Here is a 16,220-nt window from a genome sequence, read left to right on the forward strand (position 1 = left end):
GCGAACCGGCCCGCCCCGGGCTCCCGACCCACCTTTTGCGGTCCCCCGCGCGACCCCGGCCCACCCGGCCGACCCGCCCCCGCCACCTCGTCCCGTCCACCCCGATTCGGACAAGCAGCCGAGAGATGCCATTGACGCGCGCGCCGCGGAATCCTACTGTCAACCATAGGATTCCTTCGATAGAGCGGGAGCACCCATGAGCGAGCAGGCCAGGAAGACGGCGGAGGCACTGGAGTACCTCACCGGCTTCGGCAACGAGCACGGCTCGGAGGCCGTCCCCGGCGCCCTGCCCCCCGGCCGCAACTCGCCCCAGCGCGCCCCCCTCGGCCTGTACGCGGAGCAGCTCAGCGGCAGCGCCTTCACCGAGCCCCGGGTGCACAACCGCCGGTCCTGGCTCTACCGCATCCGCCCCTCGGCAGCCCACCCGCCGTTCACCCGGATCGAGAACGGCGCCCTGCGTTCCGCCCCCTTCACGGAGGCACCGGCGGACCCCAACCGGCTCCGCTGGAACCCGCTGCCCGACCCGGCCGCCGGCACCGACTTCCTGGCGGGCCTGTGGACACTCGGCGGTAACGGCGACACCACCCAGCGCGCCGGCATGGCCATCCACCTCTACTCCGCCAACGCCTCCATGACGGACCGGGTGTTCAGCGACTCCGACGGCGAGCTGCTGATCGTCCCGGAGCGCGGCGGCCTGCTGCTGCGCACCGAGCTCGGCCTGCTCAGCGCCGGTCCCGGGGAGGTCGCCCTGATCCCCCGCGGTGTGCGCTTCCGCGTCGAGCTCCTGGACGACGACGCCCGCGGTTACGTCTGCGAGAACTACGGCCGCCCCTTCGAGCTGCCGGACCTGGGCCCCATCGGCGCCAACGGCCTGGCCGCCGCGCGGGACTTCAGGGCCCCGGTGGCGGCGTTCGAGGACGTCGAGCGCCCGACCGAGGTGATCAACAAGTTCTGCGGCAACCTCTGGTCCGCCACCTACGACCACTCTCCGCTGGACGTGGTCGCCTGGTACGGCACGCACGTCCCGTACGTGTACGACCTGCGCCGTTTCAACGTCCTGGGCTCCATCAGCTACGACCACCCGGACCCGTCGATCTTCACGGTGCTGACCTCGCCCTCCGACACCCCGGGGCTGGCGGGCGTGGACTTCGTGGTCTTCGCACCGCGCTGGCTGGTCGGCGAGGACACCTTCCGCCCGCCGTACTTCCACCGCAACGTGATGAGCGAGTACATGGGCCTGATCGAGGGCGCCTACGACGCCAAGGCGGAAGGCTTCGTGCCCGGCGGCGGCTCGCTGCACAACATGATGTCCGCGCACGGACCGGACCGGGAGACCTTCGACCGGGCGAGCGCCGCCGAGCTGAAGCCGCAGAAGATCGACGACGGCCTGGCCTTCATGTTCGAGACCCGATGGCCGATCACCGCCACCGCCCAGGCGGCCGGCGCCGATCACCTCCAGCGCGGATACGACGACGTCTGGCAGGGGCTCGAACGTCACTTCCGCGCCTAGTATCGCTACGCGCTCCGCGCCACGCGCCCGCTGCCCCGTCCGTTCGGAGAACCACCCGTGACCGCCTTCGCCCCCGACTCGCTGGTGCTGAACCGGAAGCTGCCGCTCTGGTACCAGGTGTCACAGTCTCTGCGCGCCTCGATACTGGGGCGCACCCCGGACGCCTCGTTGCGCCTCCCCACCGAGGAGCAGCTCGCCGAGCACTACGGGGTGAGCGTGCTGACCATGCGCCAGGCGCTCAAGGAGCTGGAGGGCGAGGGGCTGATCAGCCGGCACCGCAGGCGCGGCACGTTCATCGAACCGGGTGCGCGGCGCGGGGCTCCGGTACGACTGCTGGGTTCTGTCGACACGATCGTGGCGCAGCAGTCGGGTGACCGTACGACGGTTCTGGGCCGTGTTCGGACGGCCGTGTCCGGGGAGCTGCTGGAGCACTTCCCGGACACGGCCGAGGTGGTCACGTACCGCCGGCTGCGGCACGACGGCGAGAGCGACGAGCCGACCAACTGGGCGGAGAACGCGGTCCGCCCGGAGATCGCCGAGGCGGTGGACCTGGCCGATCTGGAGCGCTGGCCGATGACCAAGGTGCTGCGTGACGTGGTGGGCGTGCGGATCAGCCGGATCACGGACACCGTCGAGGCACGGCTCGCGGACCCGGAGACGGCCGAGCTGCTCCAGGTCCCGCTACTCAGCCCGATCCTGCACTACACCGGGGTCACGTACGACGAGGACGGCCGGGTGGTGGACGTGGCGCGGATCCGGTACCGGGGCGACCGGTTCTCGTTCACGGTGACCGTCGACGCCCACTGATCCGGCCCGCACCGGGGCCGCCCGAGGCTCTCGATCCGGGCCCGGGCGAGGCGCGAGCCCGGTCCGAGCCAGGCCCGGACCGGTCCGAGCCAGGCCGGGCCCGGGTCGGCCGGCGCGATCGGAGGCTACTTCTCCTCGTCCTCGCTGCGGCGCTCGCCCTCCGCCTGCGACGGGGTGGTCCGCATCGTCTGAGGGTGCCGCTGCATCCGTTCCTTCTCGTCCATGTCCTCGTCGAGCCGCTCGCCCTCGGCCTGCGACGGAGTCGAGTATTCGTCGTATTGACTCATGTCCGTCTCCTCGACATCGGCACATTTCCGTACATAGGGAGCCTAGCGCTTCGGCCCGGACACAGCCCGGCCACGACGTCGGCCACGCCCCCGGCCGCCACCTACCGTCGCTACCATCTGCCGGGTGAGCGACGACGTACCGCTGCTGGACGATCTGATGCCCTGGGCCGTCGGGCCCCTGCGCCTGGGCCGGGCCTGGGTGGCGGCCCCCGATCCCACGACCCTGCGCGCCCGCTGGGCGGCCCTGACGGGCGCTGAAGGGGCCGAGCGGGGCCGGCTGTTCCGTCCGACCCGCACCCGTACGCCCACCACCGGGGCAGCAGCGCTGCCCGGACAGCGTTCCCCGTCGACCGCGCGCTTCGCCGATGCTCCCGGCCCCTGCCCGGACCCCGTACGGGTGCTGCGCGCCCCCTTCGACGAACAGTGGCTGCTGCCCGACCAGCGGCTCATCGACATGGCCCGCCCCGAGCTGTGGCGGGTCCTGGACGAGCACCAGCTCTTCGCCGTCGAGACCCCGGAGCTGCTGGTCACCGCGCACCTTCCGGCCGGTCGAACGGGCCGGATCCGCCCGTTGCACCGGCGCCCCGGGGGCGCCGAGCCCAATTTCGCACCGGGCCTGCTGCCGGTGCTGGGCGAGCGCTACGGCGGCTGGGTCACCCCGCAGGACGTACTGTGCTGGATCCTCGCGGCGGGCCGGCCCGGCCCCCGCGGGTACGAGGTCCCACTCACGGGCGACCCCGAGCGCTGGCGGGCCGGGCTGGAGCTGGGACACCGTCTCCTGAAGGCCCAGTTGCGCGGGGGACCCTGCGGTGAGCCGCCCCGGCTTCCGGGCGGGCGACGCCCGTACGTCCGGTCGGCGGTCCAGGCCTGGCCGGACGCCCTCGGGTACGACCCGGAGAGCGAGACCCTGAGCCTCGGCGCCGGGACGGTGTCCCCCGTACCGCCGGGCGCCTGGGAGTACGAGGTGCAGGGCGGCACCCGGGTGCTGGAAGCCTGGTTCGCCGCCCGCACCGCCCACCGGGGTCCGGAGGCCGACGGGCTGGAGTCGCTCGGGCCGGCCGAGTGGCCGCAGACCTGGACCTCCGAGCTGTTGGCCCTGGTGACCACGCTCGCGCTGCTGGCCGATCTGGCGCCGGAGCGGGCGGCGTTCACCCCCGGGCCGCTGCTGACGGCCGCCGATCTGACGGCCGCGGGAGTGCTGCCGCCACCGCGCGGGGCCCGGCGCCCGGCCTCCGTGCTGGACCACCACGAGGAGGGCCCCGGCGGGCAGTTCACGCTGCTCTGACCGGGCCCCGGGGCCGCGGGTCGGGCGGGCCCTGGCCGTAACCGGGCCCCGAGTCGGGCATGCCCTGACCGTAACCGGGCCCAGGTCGGGCGGGCCCTGACCCCCTAGCCGGGCCCCGAGTCGGGCAGGCCCTGGCCGTAACCGGGCCCCGGGGTCGGCCCGACCCTGACCGGGGCCGAGATGACCGGGTCAGCCCTGCTCCGACCAGTGACCGGGCCCCGGGTCAGCCCTGCGCGGGGCCCCACGCGCCGAGCAGCCGGGACACCGAGCGGTCGAACACGGCGCCGAGGTCGGCCGCCGCGTCCACCACCGGATGCGCGCCGGCGAGGGCCGCGGCCAGCAGGGGGTACTGACCGGTCGCCAGCCGTGAGCCCAGCCAGGCCGTCCGTACGCCCTCCTCGGCGGCCTCGTCCCACGGCAGCGACCGGGCCCGTTCGGCCAGGGCCAGTTCGCTCGCGACGAACGTGGCCACCGTGCCGTTGACGGCGGCGACGAGCTCCAGCTTCTCCGGGCCGGACACCTCCAGCGGGGTCAGGCAGTCCAGGCTGTGCTCCAGGTAGCGCAGAGCGTTCGGGCTGAAGCCGTAGACCGGGGACAGCAGCCGGGGGAGCCACGGGTGGCGGTGCATCAGTTCCCGGGTCTGGCGGGCGAGCGCCAGCAGGTCGGCCCGCCAGTTTCCGGTCGGCGGGGTCAGCTCGTACTCGCCGCTGACCGCGTCGACCATCAGCTCGTACAGGTCCTCCTTGCGCGGCACGTAGTTGTACAGGGACATCGTCCCGGCGCCGATCCCGGTCGCCACGCGCCGCATGGAGACGGCCTCGATCCCCTCCGCGTCCGCGATCCGCACGGCCTCGGCCGCGATCGACTCGCGGGTGTGGGCGGGCCGGGGTCCGCGGCCGGCGCGCTCCGGGCGGGCCCAGATCACTTCGGGTGGGGCGGGTCGCCCGCTGGCTGCCATTCGTCATCACCTCGCGACCATCCTAGTTACGTACGCCGTACGTAGTGAGGTAGGGTGCGCCGCATGACATCTACGTACGGTGTACTTAGTGAAGCTTTGGAGAAGCGTTTCGGCGAGGTGCACGCGCTGCGCGGCCTCGATCTGGCGGTGCCGGAGGGCTCGGTCTGCGGCCTCCTCGGCCCCAACGGGGCGGGAAAGACCACGGCCGTCCGGGTGCTCACCACGCTGACCCGGCCCACCGCCGGCCGCGCCCTCGTCGCCGGCCACGACGTCACGCGCGATCCGGCCGCCGTCCGCCGCTCCATCGGGGTCAGCGGCCAGTACGCCTCGGTCGACGGGGACCTGACGGGCCGCGAGAACCTGCGGCTGTTCGCCCGCCTCGCCGGGCTGCGCGGGTCGGCCGGCCGGGCCCGCGCCGACGAGCTGCTGGACCGCTTCGACCTCGGCGGGGCCGCCGACCGGGTGGCCGCCACGTGGTCCGGAGGGATGCGCAGGCGCCTCGACCTCGCCGCCGGGCTGATCACCCGCCCCCGGGTCCTCTTCCTCGACGAGCCCACCACGGGCCTCGATCCGGCGGCCCGCGAGCACATCTGGACGGCGGTCCGAGCGCTCGCCGAGGAGGGCACGACCGTCCTCCTCACCACGCAGTACCTGGAGGAGGCCGACCGCCTCGCCGACGACATCGTCGTCATCGACGACGGCAGGGCCGTCGCCACGGGCACTCCGGCCGAGCTCAAGTCCCGGATCGGCGCATACGCCGAGGTCACCGTCGCGCAGGCCACGGCGCTCCCGGCCGCGGCCGTCGTGCTAGACCAGCTCACCGGCGGCCGACCCGTACTCGACGGACAGCGACTGACCGCCGGGGTGACGGTCCTCGACCAGGACCTCACCCTCCCCGGGATCATCCGCGCCCTGGACCGGGCCGGCGTCCCGGTCACGGACGCGAGCCTGCGCCCGCCCACCCTCGACGAGGTGTTCCTGCGCCTCACCCGGGTCCGCACGGCCACCGGACGGCACGACCACGAGGAGCGCGCCGCGTGAGCACCCTGTTGTCGGACGGCAGTGCCGTCCTGACCCGCCAGTTGCAAAAGGCCCGGCACGCGCCCGCGCTGCTGGTCCTCACCCAGACCATGCCGATCACGATGCTGTTGTTCTTCGGCTACGTCTTCGGCAGCGCGCTCGCCATGCCGGGTTCCGAGTACCGCGAGTTCCTGGTGCCCGGGCTGCTCGCCGCGACCGCCGCCAACGGCCTGATGACCGGCGTCTTCACCGCCGCGCAGGACGCCCACCGCGGAGTGATGGACCGATTTCGCACCTTGCCGACGAGCCGCGCGGCTGTACCGCTCGGGCAGACCGCCGCCGACCTGCTGACCACGGCGGTCTCCATGGTGCCGGTGATGCTGGTGGGGCTCGCCATGGGCTGGCGGATCGAGACCGGACTACCCGGCGCACTGGGGGCGCTGGGGGTGCTGCTGCTGTTCCGCTTCGCCACCGCGTGGGTGGGGACGTACTTCGGCCTGCTGAGCAGCAGCGAGGAGGCGGCGGGCCAGCTCGGCAGCGCCACCTTCGTGCTGCCGATGCTGTCCAGTGCGTACCTGCCGACCGCCGGACTGCCCGGGTGGCTGCGCACGGTCGCCGAGTGGAACCCGATCAGCGCCGTCGCGACGGCAGTGCGTGCGCTGTGCGGGAACGCGGGCGGCGAGGCCGCGGCGGGCGCCGCATGGCCCGCGGCGCACCCGGTCGCGGGGGCCGTCGCCTGGTCGCTGCTCCTGCTGGCACTCTTCGCACCGCCCGCCACGCGGCGGTTCGCGCGCGGCCGGGACTGACCGGCGCGGTCACCTGCGCGGTGGGATTCCCGCACGGAAACGGATCACGGTAGGAGACAACGGCAGGAGGCAACGGCAGAAGGCTCGACGGTACGGGGGGGGTGACAGGCCGGGGTTCCGGCAGGTAGGCAGGCTGTCATGACACCTGACTCACCCGCTCCGGCGCCCGCGCCGGCACGCTCCGTGGACCCGCTGCCCCTCGACGGTGTCACCGTCGTCGCCGTCGAACAGGCCGTCTCGGCCCCCTTCGCCACCCGCCAGCTCGCCGACCTCGGCGCCCGGGTGGTCAAGGTCGAGCGGCCCGACGGCGGCGACTTCGCCCGCGCCTACGACACCGCCGCACACGGGCTGGCCTCGCACTTCGTCTGGGCCAACCGCGGCAAGGAATCGATCGCGCTCGACCTGAAGGACCCGCGCGGTCGGGAGATCCTGCACGAGCTGCTCGACGGGGCGGACGTCTTCGTCCAGAACCTCGCCCAGGGGGCGGCCGCCCGGCTCGGGATCGACTCGGCCACCCTGTGCGAGCGGTACCCGCGGCTGGTCGCCGTGGACATCTCCGGCTACGGGGCCGAGGGCCCGTACGCCCACAAGCGCGCCTACGACATGCTCGTCCAGTGCGAGGCGGGACTGGTCTCGGTGACCGGCACTCCGGAGCAGCCCGTCAAGGCCGGCATCCCGGCTGCGGACATCGCGGCGGCCATGTACGCCTTCTCCGGGGTCCTCGCGGCGTTGCTGCGGCGCGGGATCACCGGGCGCGGGGGGCGGGTGGAGGTCTCGATGCTCGACGCGCTCGCCGAGTGGATGGGGCATCCGCTGCACCACACGATGCACGGCGGGGAGCAGCCCGTACGCACGGGCCTCGCGCACGCGGTGATCGCGCCGTACGACGCCTACCCGACGGCGGACGGGGACCGGGTGCTGCTGTCCGTGCAGAACGACCGGGAGTGGCGGCGGCTCGCCGAACAGGTGCTGGAGCGGCCCGAGTTGGCTGAGGATCCGGCGTACGCGACCAATGCCGCACGCACGCGCGGGAGGGAGAAGACCGACGCCGTGGTGGCCGAGGCACTGGCCGGGCTGAGTGCGGGCGAGGCGATCGGGCGGCTGGAGGCGGCAGGCATCGCCTGCGCTCGACTGAACTCGGTGGCCCAGCTCGCCGGGCATCCGCAACTGGCGGCACGGGACCGCTGGCGGGAGGTGGGATCACCGGCCGGTCCGCTGCGGGCACTGTTGCCGCCGATTGGACTGCCGGGCGGCGCGGCACCGCACATGGGTGCGGTGCCCGCGCTCGGCGAACACACCGAGGCCCTGCTGCGCGCCCTGGGGATGACGGGCGCACAGATCACGACACTGCGCCGGGAAGGTGTGGTTGCGTAGGGCCGGGGCGAAACTCCGTGGGACCGGGGACAGTTACGAACGGCGGCTACCGAAGAGCGTGCGACGCAGGCGGCGCAGCGGGGCGAAGAGCGAGACGCGCGCGCTCCGGCTCCGCAGGCGGTGCGTGTGGTCGCGAGAGGTGAGTTCGCGCATCAGCAGCGTCGCCTCGGCCGTCTCGCGGTGCGGGAGGGCGGGTCCGCCCAGCACGGCGAGGTGGCGGTCGAGGCGCGAGCTGGTCGCACTGCTTCCGCAGGTGATGGCAGGCACGCGAGGCGGCCTGCTGCGCATTGCTATCTGTTCCATGTTCTCTCCCCACCCGTACGAGGGCACCCGGCCCGGGCAGGGTAACCCTATCGCCCCCACGTCGTGCTCGGGTATCCCGGTGGTGTGAATTACCCCTATAGCGACGGGGAGTTGACGGTTACTCAGTGGAGTCGGCCGTCACTCTCCGCAGGGGATCGGGCTCTTGGGTGGATCCCGGCGCAAGTCCTGTCACAACAGGAGCCACCTGGCGCCCGCTGCGCTAACTTGGAGTGACCGCCCGCTGACACAAGGACGCACCTGGGGGCTCGCGTGAGTGACTACACGGCTGGGGCGGGGGGCGCAGCGGGCGAGGAATCCGCCGTCGGCCGTGTCATCGCGGGCCGGTACCGGCTGCTCGGCCTGCTGGGCCGGGGCGGCATGGGCACCGTGTGGCGGGCCCGCGACGAGGTCCTGGGTCGCGAGGTGGCCGTCAAGGAGGTGCGTGCCCCGGCCGGGTTGGACGGCGTCGAGATCGGGCGGATGTACCAGCGGCTCGAACGGGAGGCCTGGGCGGCGGCCAGGGTCTCCCACCGCGGGGTCGTCACGGTCTACGACGTGGCCTCCGAGGACGGCCGGCCCTGGATCGTGATGGAGCTGGTGCGCGGGCTCACGCTGGCGGACGTACTGGAGGCCGAGGGACCACTCACCCCGCAGCGGGCCGCCCACCTCGGGGAACAGGTGCTGGCCGCACTGCGCTCCGCGCACGAGGCGGGAGTGCTGCACCGGGACGTCAAGCCGGCCAACGTACTGATCGCCAATGACGGCCGGGTGGTGCTGAGCGACTTCGGGATCGCCAGCCTGGAGGGCTCGTCAGCGATCACCATGACGGGCGAGGTGATGGGCTCCCCCGAATACCTAGCGCCCGAGCGGGCATTGGGGGGCGTCCCTGGGCCCGCATCGGACCTGTGGTCGCTCGGCGTGATGCTGTACGCCGCCGTGGAGGGGGTGTCGCCCTTCCGGCAGGACACCCCGCTGTCCACGCTGCGGGCCGTGGTGGACGGCGAACTGCCGCCGCCGCGCCGCGCCGGACCCCTGGCGCCGGTCCTGGAGGGGCTGCTGCGCAAGGATCCGACGGAGCGGCTGCCCGCGGCGGAGGCCGCCCAGATGCTGCGGATCGTCGGGGCGGGCGGGACCGTGGGGAGCCCGGGCGGTGCGGGGTCGGGGCCGGACTCGCCCACGACCACGGTGCACCACCGGCAGGAACGGCAGGACGCGCGGGACCGGGGCGACGGGCCGACCCTGCCGGCGCCGGTGCCGTTTCCGGCGCCAGTGCCGGCGCCGGATCCCGGCCCGGCGGGGGCGCCGCGCGGGGGGCGGGCCGGGCTGGTGCTGACCGCCGGGATCTCGGTGATGCTACTGGCCCTGCTCGCGCTGGGGTGGCTGCTCCTGAAGGACCGCGAGGGGACGGGCGGGAGCGGGGGCACCGGCCCCACGGGCCCGGCCACCACCTCGGCGGCCGGTTCCGCGAGCCCGTCCCGATCGGGGAGCGCTTCCGGCTCGGCGTCGCCGTCCGGATCCGCGTCGCCCTCGGGGTCGGCGTCGGGGTCGGCGTCGGCCACGCCCGCGCCGCACTTCGTCCTGTCCGTCCACGCCGTGCGTGCGAGCTACCGCGGAAGTTGCCCTCCGGACGCCTCGCGGGCACCCGCGTTCACGGCTGCCGTCGAGGCGGACCGCACGCCCGCCGTGCTGGAGTACCGCTGGGCGACGCGCAGCGGGATCACCTCCGGCCCCGGCTGGCAGTCCGTCACGTACGGGGCGGACGATCCCCGGAGCCGACAGCTGGACCACACCGAGCTCACCTACTTCCCGAGTGCGACCTTCACGGACGCGGTCCGACTGGAGGTGCGGGGGGCCGCCCCGGCGACCTCCGAGTGGGTGGAGTTCTCCGTGACGTGCGAGCAGGAGATCCCGACGGGCGGGGCCTCCTCGCCCGGTTCGAGCGGTTCGCCGGCCCCTGCGTCGCCGGGGCCGGCGGTCTCTCCGTAGCCGCGCGGTCGGGCCGCGCCGGTTGAGCGGTCAGGCCGCGCCGGTGAATACGGGCAGGTAGCCGCCGGACTGTCCGGCGGCGGTGGGGTGGTACGACTCGCCGATGTTGAGCCAGTTGACGCTGTGCAGCCACGCGTCGCCGGAGCAGATCTCGTGGCCGGTGAAGGCGCTGACGACCGAGGCGAAGGTGAAGCCGTGGTTGGCGGCGCGCTTGGCGATGGCGGCGTTCAGGTAGTCGGCCGCGCCGTTGATGGCGGAGCGTTCGCCCTCCGTCAGCCCGGCGACGCAGGTGCCGTTGAGCTTGTAGAAGCGGGGATAGCCGATGACCACCACGTGGGCGCCGGGTGCCCGGCCGTGGATGGCGTCGTAGACCTGGTCGAGTTGGCCGGGGAGGGTCGAGTCGACGTACGCCTTGGCTTGGTTGACACGGTTGACACAGGTGGACTCGGACTGGAGCACGCAGGTCGTCATGACGTCGGAGAATCCGGCGTCGTTGCCGCCGATGGTGATGCTCACCAGGTCGGTGCCGGAGTTCAGCGGACCGAGCTGGCCGGAGAGGACATCACCCGTACGGGCGCCCGAGCAGGCGACGAAGGAGAAGGTCTGAGGAGAGTGTGCGGCGGCCCACAGGGCCGGATAGGCGCGGGAGGTGCGCTTGCAGTCGCCGCTCCCGCTGTCGTAGTTGCCGGCACCGACGCCGGAGGAATACGAGTCGCCGAGGGCGACGTAGCCGAAGTCGGCCGTGGCGGCGGCCGCCTGTCCCGCGCCGAACAGGGCAGCGCCCGCGGCGAGCAACAGGGAGGAGGTCAGGGCAGCGAAGCGCGACATCTTCATGCTCATGTGTGCGGCTCCTAGTGGGGGTTACTCCTGAGTCCGTGGTACAAGGAGCCGGGGATGGCCGGAAGTGTTCATGCCAAGAATTTTCGGCGCAGGGTTGCGAGCCCAATCTTCACCACCGACGCGTTTGAAGAGGGAACTTGGGCACCCGATCCGGCGAAACACGGGTGCACGGGGGCACTTCGTGCCGGATCATGGGCGCCATGCCAGCCAACCCACAGGACGCGCTGCCGATCCGGCTCAACGTCGACGACAGCGATTCACCGTCGGACGTCGTGGACGCGCTGTTCCTCGGCCGGTTCGCGTCCGGCGAGCAGCCCTACTCGCACAGCGTGACGATCGAGCGGGTGAAGCCGGAGGCGACCCTGCTGCCGCCCGGGGCCACGGTGCTGCGCTCGGCGCGCGACTCCGACCGCAGCGCCACCCTCGCGGAGGGCAAGGGCTGGACGATGCTCGTCTCCCGCTGGAGCCGGGGCGCGGACGTGACGGTGACGGCGGTCAGCGACGAGCTCGCCTCCGGCGTGCTCGGGGAGGCCACCGAGGGAGCCCAGGACGAGCCCGAACCGCAGCCGGAGAACGTCACGATGGGGTTCTGGTACGTCTCCCCGCGCCGCGGCCCGTACCGCACGACCCGGCAGATCGCGGCGGGAACTTGGGCGGAAGTGCGACCCAACTACACGGCGCCGGTCGCCGAGGCGATGGACCGGCTCATGAAGGTGACCCCGGACGACATCGCGGGACGGCTGCTCCTGCTACACGGGCCGCCGGGCACGGGCAAGACCTCCGCCCTGCGGACGCTGGCCCGGTCGTGGCGGGACTGGTGCCAGGTCGACTGCGTCCTGGACCCGGAGCGACTGTTCAACGACGTGGGCTACCTGATGGACATCGCGATCGGCGAGGACGAGGGCACCGCGAAGGGCCGCTGGCGGCTGCTCCTGCTGGAGGACTGCGACGAACTGATCCGCGGCGAGGCGCGGCACACGGCGGGCCAAGCGCTGTCCCGGCTGCTGAACCTGACGGACGGGCTGCTCGGGCAGGGGCGCAACGTACTGGTCGGCGTGACCACGAACGAGGACCTGGAGCGACTGCACCCGGCCGTGGTGCGTCCGGGCCGTTGTCTGGCCCGCATCGAGGTCGGGCGGCTGACGCACCGCGAGGCGGTGGACTGGCTGGGCACGGACGAAGGCGTGCCCCGCGAGGGCACCACCCTGGCCGAACTGTTCGCGCTGCGCCGGGGCACGAGCCCCGCGTCACTGCTGCCCCCACAGGGTCAGCACGGCCCGGAGGCCGGCCTGTACCTGTAGGCGGGGCGCACCTCGGACGGACCCGGGCACCGAGGACAATGGGCCCCGTACGAACGCCCCCGGCGACCGCGCAGCCACTACAGGCCCGCTTCGGCCCCGGGGGACACGGCGAAACAGGAGCGTGCACGTGCCCGAACCGGCGCAGGAGAATCCGTACCCCGACAGCCACGTCCTCGGCGAGGGCCCCGAGCCGCACCCACAACTACGGCCGGTCCTGCCCCTCCTGGGGCGCTGGCACGGCCGGGGGCGCGGCGCGTACCCGACGCTGGAGCAGGACTTCCGGTACGAGCAGGAGATCACCTTCAGCCACGACGGCCGGCCCTTCCTGCGCTACGAGTCGCGCGCCTGGCTGATCGACGAGTCGGGGACCGTCCTGCGCCCCTCGGGGCGGGAGTCCGGATGGTGGCGCGTCCTGCCCGACGCCTCGCTGGAGGTCGTCCTCGCCCACCCCACGGGCATCGTGGAGACGTACCTCGGCCGGGTGGCCGACACGCGGATCGAGATCGCGACCGACCAGGTGGCGTGCACCCCCACGGCCAAGGAGGTGACCGGCATGCGGCGTCGATACTCCTTCGGCGAAGGGGAGCTGACGATCGAACAGGACATGGCGGCGATGGGACAGCCCCTGCAGCACCACCTCCGTGCCCGACTCCGCCCGGCCGGGTCCTCCCCGGACGCGGTCTGAGGGCGACGCGGACCCCACCGGCACGTTCCCGAAAGGAGGCCCCGCTCGGCGGGTCCGAGCAAGTCCGGGCGACGGTCATCTGCCCGCGTCGCCGCCCGGAGCTCACCGGACCTGCTCAGCCGCCGTACCGCGCGCGCAGGGCGTCCAGCGCAGCCGCCGTCGCCTCGTCGAAGGTCAGGCCCAGCCGCTGCGCCCGCTCCGCGTAGGCCTGCGCCGCGGTGGCCGCCTCCCGGGCGGCCCCCTCGCCGGCCGCCGCGACGAAGGTCCCGTTCCGGCCCCGGGTCTCGATCACCCCGTCGCCCTCCAGGGCCCGGTACGCCTTCGCCACCGTGTTCGCGGCGAGCCCCAGTTCCTCCGCGAGCCCGCGCACCGTCGGCAGCTTGTACCCGACCGGCAGGCGCCCCGCCCGCGCTTGCTGTGCGATCTGCGCGCGCAACTGCTCGTACGGGGCAGCGGCACCGGCCGAGCCATCGATCCGGATCTTCAGGTTCGTCGAGGTCACGCGCCGATTCTCCCCCATTGCGGCGGGAAATTCGCAGGCGTCCGCCCTCTGTTGCGACCTACGGTCGCCGCATGACCGTATCGATCCGTGATCTCCGCCCGGGCGACGCCCGCGACGCGGAAGCCGTTGTGCGGGTGCGCCGCGCCGCGCTGCCCTTCATGATCACCACTGCCGACGGCGTGGCCTACGAGCAGGCGAACGCCCACCCCGACAAGCGCTACCGCATCCTCGTCGCCGAGACCGGGGACGGCTCCGTCCTCGGGACCGCCGAGGTCGGCATCGCGCACGACTGCCCCGAGCCCGGCCGGGCCTTCGTCAACGCCTACGTCGATCCCGCGCACCGCGGCCTCGGCGCGGGGAGCGCCCTGCTGCGCACGGCCGAGGCGTATCTCGCCGCCGAGGGGGCGGTGGCCACGTACGCCTGGGTCCTCGACGAGCCCGCCCACCGCTCCTTCGCGGAGCGGCACGGCTACCGCCCCAGCCGCTCCGCGCACTTCCTGCGCCTGGACCTGACCGCGGGCACCCTGCCCCCGCTCCCGGCCGTCCTCCCCGACGGTGTCGAGCTGCGCCCGGCCTCTGCCTTCAGCGCCGATCCGCGCCCGTTGTACGAGGCCGACGCGGCGACGACGGCCGACGAACCGGGCGACGTACCGACCGTGCTCGACGACTACGCGGCCTGGCGGACCAGCTGCTGGGACCACCCGGACTTCAACAGGGAGCTGACGACGGTCGTCCTGGTCGACGGGGTCGTCGCGGCGTTCTCCGCCGCCCGGACCGACGGCGCCACCCGCTACGGCTCGGCGATGACCGGCACCCTGCGCGCCTTCCGTGGCCGCGGCCTGGCCAAGCTCGCCAAGACGGACTCGCTGCACCGGGCCCGCGCCGCGGGCTACACGGAAGCCTTCACGGGCAACGACGCCGGGAACGAGCCGATGCTCGCCATCAACAAGTGGTTCGGATACCGGATCTGCGCGACCGAAACGCGCTTCACCAGGAAGACGCAGGACCGGACATGAGCAACCCGCTGACCGTCGTCCTCACCAAGGCCGGCCGTACCAAGATCCGCTACCCCGCCACGCTGGTCGCCGACACGGGCGACCGGATCTCCGTACGCGCCCCCTGGGCGGCCGACGGGGTACGGGACTTCGGCTTCGTCCGCTTCGAGCCGGGCGACGTGTTCACCGAGCACTTCTGGCGGACGCGCTGGTACGCGGTCAAGGAGGTGCGGACGGGCGGTGGCGTGCTCAAAGGCTGGTACTGCGACGTCACCCGCCCGGCGGTGGTGCGGGACGGCGAGGTCCTCGTCGAGGACCTGGACCTGGACCTGTGGGTCTCGGCGGACGGGACCGCGGTCCTGCGGCTGGACGAGGACGAGTTCGCGGCGAGCGGCCTCGCGGAAACAGACCCGGAGGCGGCGGCCGAGGCCGTCCGCGCCCTCGACGTCCTCGCCGGCCAGGCCCACTCACCGGCCGGCCTGCCCGCCCTCCTCACCTGAGCGGGGCCCGCTTCCGGCGGGCCCGCCGGAAGCGGGCCGGTGCGGCCGTTTCACGCCACGGCCACCGCCAAAAGCAGCTCACGTCCGAAGGACGGCCGCCCTTAAGATCCGTGCATGGCGCAACAGAAACTTGGCAGCATCCTCAGTTCGGTGGCCAAGAGAATGCGGGCGGACTTCGAACAGTCCCGAAACTTCCACCACAACGGCGAAGCGGGAACCTCACGAGAGGTCCTCATCCGGGAGTTCCTCTCCGGCTACCTCCCCGCCCACGTCGAGGCCGTGCACAACGCGGAGGTCATTTCCGCGCAGGGCGCCGTGTCGCCCCAGTGTGACATCGTGCTCATCGATCGCGGAACGCCTCCGTTCACCAGTCTCGGCGGATACCGGATCGTCCCCAACGAGTGCGTGTACGGCATGGTCGAGGTCAAGACGAAGCTCGACGGGGCCCAGCTCGTGGACGCCTGCAACAAGATCAGCAAGCTGCGGGGGCTCCCGAAGACGTCGTACCGGCCGATCCCCGGAACGATTTCACGCTCCACCAAGGCGTACGGCAAGACGTACGACCACTTCCCGACCTCGGGCATCATCGTCGCGTTCGACAGCCTCAATCTAGAAACGATCGGAAGGCACCTCACGGATTGGTGCCGGACCCGGAATCCGATCGAGTGGCCGGACAGCGTGTGGGTCGCAGGAAAAGGGCACTTGCAGTGGGGAGACCCGCGGACCGGATCCCTCTTCAGGTCACCGGCTCCGGGCGCATCGCTCCTGCAGATCGATGCCGTACCCGAGCAGGACATCCTGCTTCCCCTGGCGCTCCACCTGAACATCCACTTCTCTGACGCCTGGATGAATCCCCTCGACCTCGTCCCCTATTCCGGTGCAACGCCCCTGGGCACGATCGTCAAGCAGTGGACGATCTAGTGCTGTGGCCGGAAGGGTTTGCCGGTGAACCCTTCCGGCCACAGCACTAGCCGGTGACTTCGCACTTGGGGTTTTAGGTCTTCAGCCAGCGTGGTCGGGTTTCGTCGATGCCGAGGAGTTCGAGCAGGTGTGCTTGGACT

The 16,220-nt window shown here is 72.7% G+C and carries 17 protein-coding genes; 12 read left to right on the top strand and 5 right to left on the bottom strand.

Annotated features, from left to right (window positions below):
* The first annotated feature begins 196 nt into the window (after positions 1-196).
* Together hmgA and ABZZ20_RS29710 are read left to right on the top strand one after the other, a co-directional pair.
* Complete coding sequence (gene hmgA / locus ABZZ20_RS29705) at positions 197-1,510, top strand: homogentisate 1,2-dioxygenase (protein ID WP_356874818.1); 1,314 nt, start codon at positions 197-199, stop codon at positions 1,508-1,510.
* A 57-nt stretch (positions 1,511-1,567) separates the two neighbouring features.
* Positions 1,568-2,317, top strand: a complete 750-nt coding sequence (locus ABZZ20_RS29710) for a GntR family transcriptional regulator (protein WP_356874820.1) — start codon at positions 1,568-1,570, stop codon at positions 2,315-2,317.
* A 125-nt stretch (positions 2,318-2,442) separates the two neighbouring features.
* On the opposite strand, the gene ABZZ20_RS29715 is transcribed toward ABZZ20_RS29710, so the two are convergent.
* Entirely contained in the window at positions 2,443-2,604 is a 162-nt protein-coding gene (locus ABZZ20_RS29715; RefSeq protein WP_356874822.1) for a hypothetical protein, read from the bottom strand.
* A 157-nt stretch (positions 2,605-2,761) separates the two neighbouring features.
* Between ABZZ20_RS29715 and ABZZ20_RS29720 the strand changes: the two genes are divergently transcribed.
* Entirely contained in the window at positions 2,762-3,889 is a 1,128-nt protein-coding gene (locus ABZZ20_RS29720) for a type ISP restriction/modification enzyme (protein ID WP_356874852.1), read from the top strand.
* Positions 3,890-4,112: 223 nt separating this feature from the next.
* On the opposite strand, the gene ABZZ20_RS29725 is transcribed toward ABZZ20_RS29720, so the two are convergent.
* The gene (locus ABZZ20_RS29725) at positions 4,113-4,847 is read right to left on the bottom strand and encodes a TetR/AcrR family transcriptional regulator C-terminal domain-containing protein (RefSeq protein ID WP_356874824.1); all 735 of its coding nucleotides are present in this window, start codon (positions 4,845-4,847) and stop codon (positions 4,113-4,115) included.
* 63 nt (positions 4,848-4,910) lie between these two features.
* On the opposite strand from ABZZ20_RS29725, the gene ABZZ20_RS29730 reads away from it, so the two are divergent.
* The 3 genes from ABZZ20_RS29730 (at position 4,911) to ABZZ20_RS29740 (ending at position 8,047) form a co-directional block, all read left to right on the top strand.
* Positions 4,911-5,888, top strand: coding sequence for an ATP-binding cassette domain-containing protein (locus tag ABZZ20_RS29730; RefSeq protein ID WP_356874826.1), 978 nt, complete (start codon positions 4,911-4,913; stop codon positions 5,886-5,888).
* The gene (locus ABZZ20_RS29735) at positions 5,885-6,673 is read left to right on the top strand and encodes an ABC transporter permease (RefSeq protein ID WP_356874828.1); all 789 of its coding nucleotides are present in this window, start codon (positions 5,885-5,887) and stop codon (positions 6,671-6,673) included. Before ABZZ20_RS29730 ends, ABZZ20_RS29735 begins: the two co-directional genes overlap by 4 nt.
* A gap of 138 nt (positions 6,674-6,811) precedes the next feature.
* Complete coding sequence (locus ABZZ20_RS29740; RefSeq protein ID WP_356874830.1) at positions 6,812-8,047, top strand: CaiB/BaiF CoA-transferase family protein; 1,236 nt, start codon at positions 6,812-6,814, stop codon at positions 8,045-8,047.
* Positions 8,048-8,080: 33 nt separating this feature from the next.
* Here ABZZ20_RS29740 and ABZZ20_RS29745 read toward each other — a convergent pair whose 3' ends face one another.
* Positions 8,081-8,350: a hypothetical protein gene (locus tag ABZZ20_RS29745; protein ID WP_356874832.1), complete on the bottom strand. Its 270-nt coding sequence runs from the start codon at positions 8,348-8,350 to the stop codon at positions 8,081-8,083.
* A 378-nt stretch (positions 8,351-8,728) separates the two neighbouring features.
* Here ABZZ20_RS29745 and ABZZ20_RS29750 point away from each other — a divergent pair, with 378 nt between their 5' ends.
* A complete protein-coding gene (locus ABZZ20_RS29750) occupies positions 8,729-10,336 on the top strand; it encodes a serine/threonine-protein kinase (protein WP_356874854.1) in 1,608 nt (535 codons plus the stop codon).
* A 30-nt stretch (positions 10,337-10,366) separates the two neighbouring features.
* On the opposite strand, the gene ABZZ20_RS29755 is transcribed toward ABZZ20_RS29750, so the two are convergent.
* Complete coding sequence (locus ABZZ20_RS29755; RefSeq protein ID WP_356874856.1) at positions 10,367-11,170, bottom strand: SGNH/GDSL hydrolase family protein; 804 nt, start codon at positions 11,168-11,170, stop codon at positions 10,367-10,369.
* A 206-nt stretch (positions 11,171-11,376) separates the two neighbouring features.
* Here ABZZ20_RS29755 and ABZZ20_RS29760 point away from each other — a divergent pair, with 206 nt between their 5' ends.
* Positions 11,377-12,477 carry a DUF5925 domain-containing protein gene (locus ABZZ20_RS29760; RefSeq protein ID WP_356874834.1) on the top strand — a complete coding sequence of 367 codons (1,101 nt, stop codon included), beginning with the start codon at positions 11,377-11,379 and terminating at the stop codon, positions 12,475-12,477.
* A gap of 127 nt (positions 12,478-12,604) precedes the next feature.
* The gene (locus ABZZ20_RS29765) at positions 12,605-13,162 is read left to right on the top strand and encodes an FABP family protein (protein WP_356874835.1); all 558 of its coding nucleotides are present in this window, start codon (positions 12,605-12,607) and stop codon (positions 13,160-13,162) included.
* 115 nt (positions 13,163-13,277) lie between these two features.
* Here the strand turns inward: ABZZ20_RS29765 and ABZZ20_RS29770 are convergent, their stop codons facing one another.
* Complete coding sequence (locus ABZZ20_RS29770; protein WP_356874838.1) at positions 13,278-13,664, bottom strand: GntR family transcriptional regulator; 387 nt, start codon at positions 13,662-13,664, stop codon at positions 13,278-13,280.
* A 71-nt stretch (positions 13,665-13,735) separates the two neighbouring features.
* On the opposite strand from ABZZ20_RS29770, the gene ABZZ20_RS29775 reads away from it, so the two are divergent.
* The 3 genes from ABZZ20_RS29775 (at position 13,736) to ABZZ20_RS29785 (ending at position 16,080) form a co-directional block, all read left to right on the top strand.
* A complete protein-coding gene (locus ABZZ20_RS29775; protein WP_356874840.1) occupies positions 13,736-14,680 on the top strand; it encodes a GNAT family N-acetyltransferase in 945 nt (314 codons plus the stop codon).
* Positions 14,677-15,159: a DUF402 domain-containing protein gene (locus ABZZ20_RS29780; RefSeq protein WP_356874842.1), complete on the top strand. Its 483-nt coding sequence runs from the start codon at positions 14,677-14,679 to the stop codon at positions 15,157-15,159. Before ABZZ20_RS29775 ends, ABZZ20_RS29780 begins: the two co-directional genes overlap by 4 nt.
* A 114-nt stretch (positions 15,160-15,273) precedes the next feature.
* Positions 15,274-16,080 (top strand): DUF6602 domain-containing protein, encoded by an 807-nt coding sequence (locus ABZZ20_RS29785; protein ID WP_356874844.1) that lies wholly within the window; start codon positions 15,274-15,276, stop codon positions 16,078-16,080.
* Positions 16,081-16,220 lie beyond the last annotated feature (140 nt).

It is taken from the genome of Streptomyces sp. NPDC006430 (assembly GCF_040612395.1).
Taxonomy (GTDB): domain Bacteria; phylum Actinomycetota; class Actinomycetes; order Streptomycetales; family Streptomycetaceae; genus Streptomyces.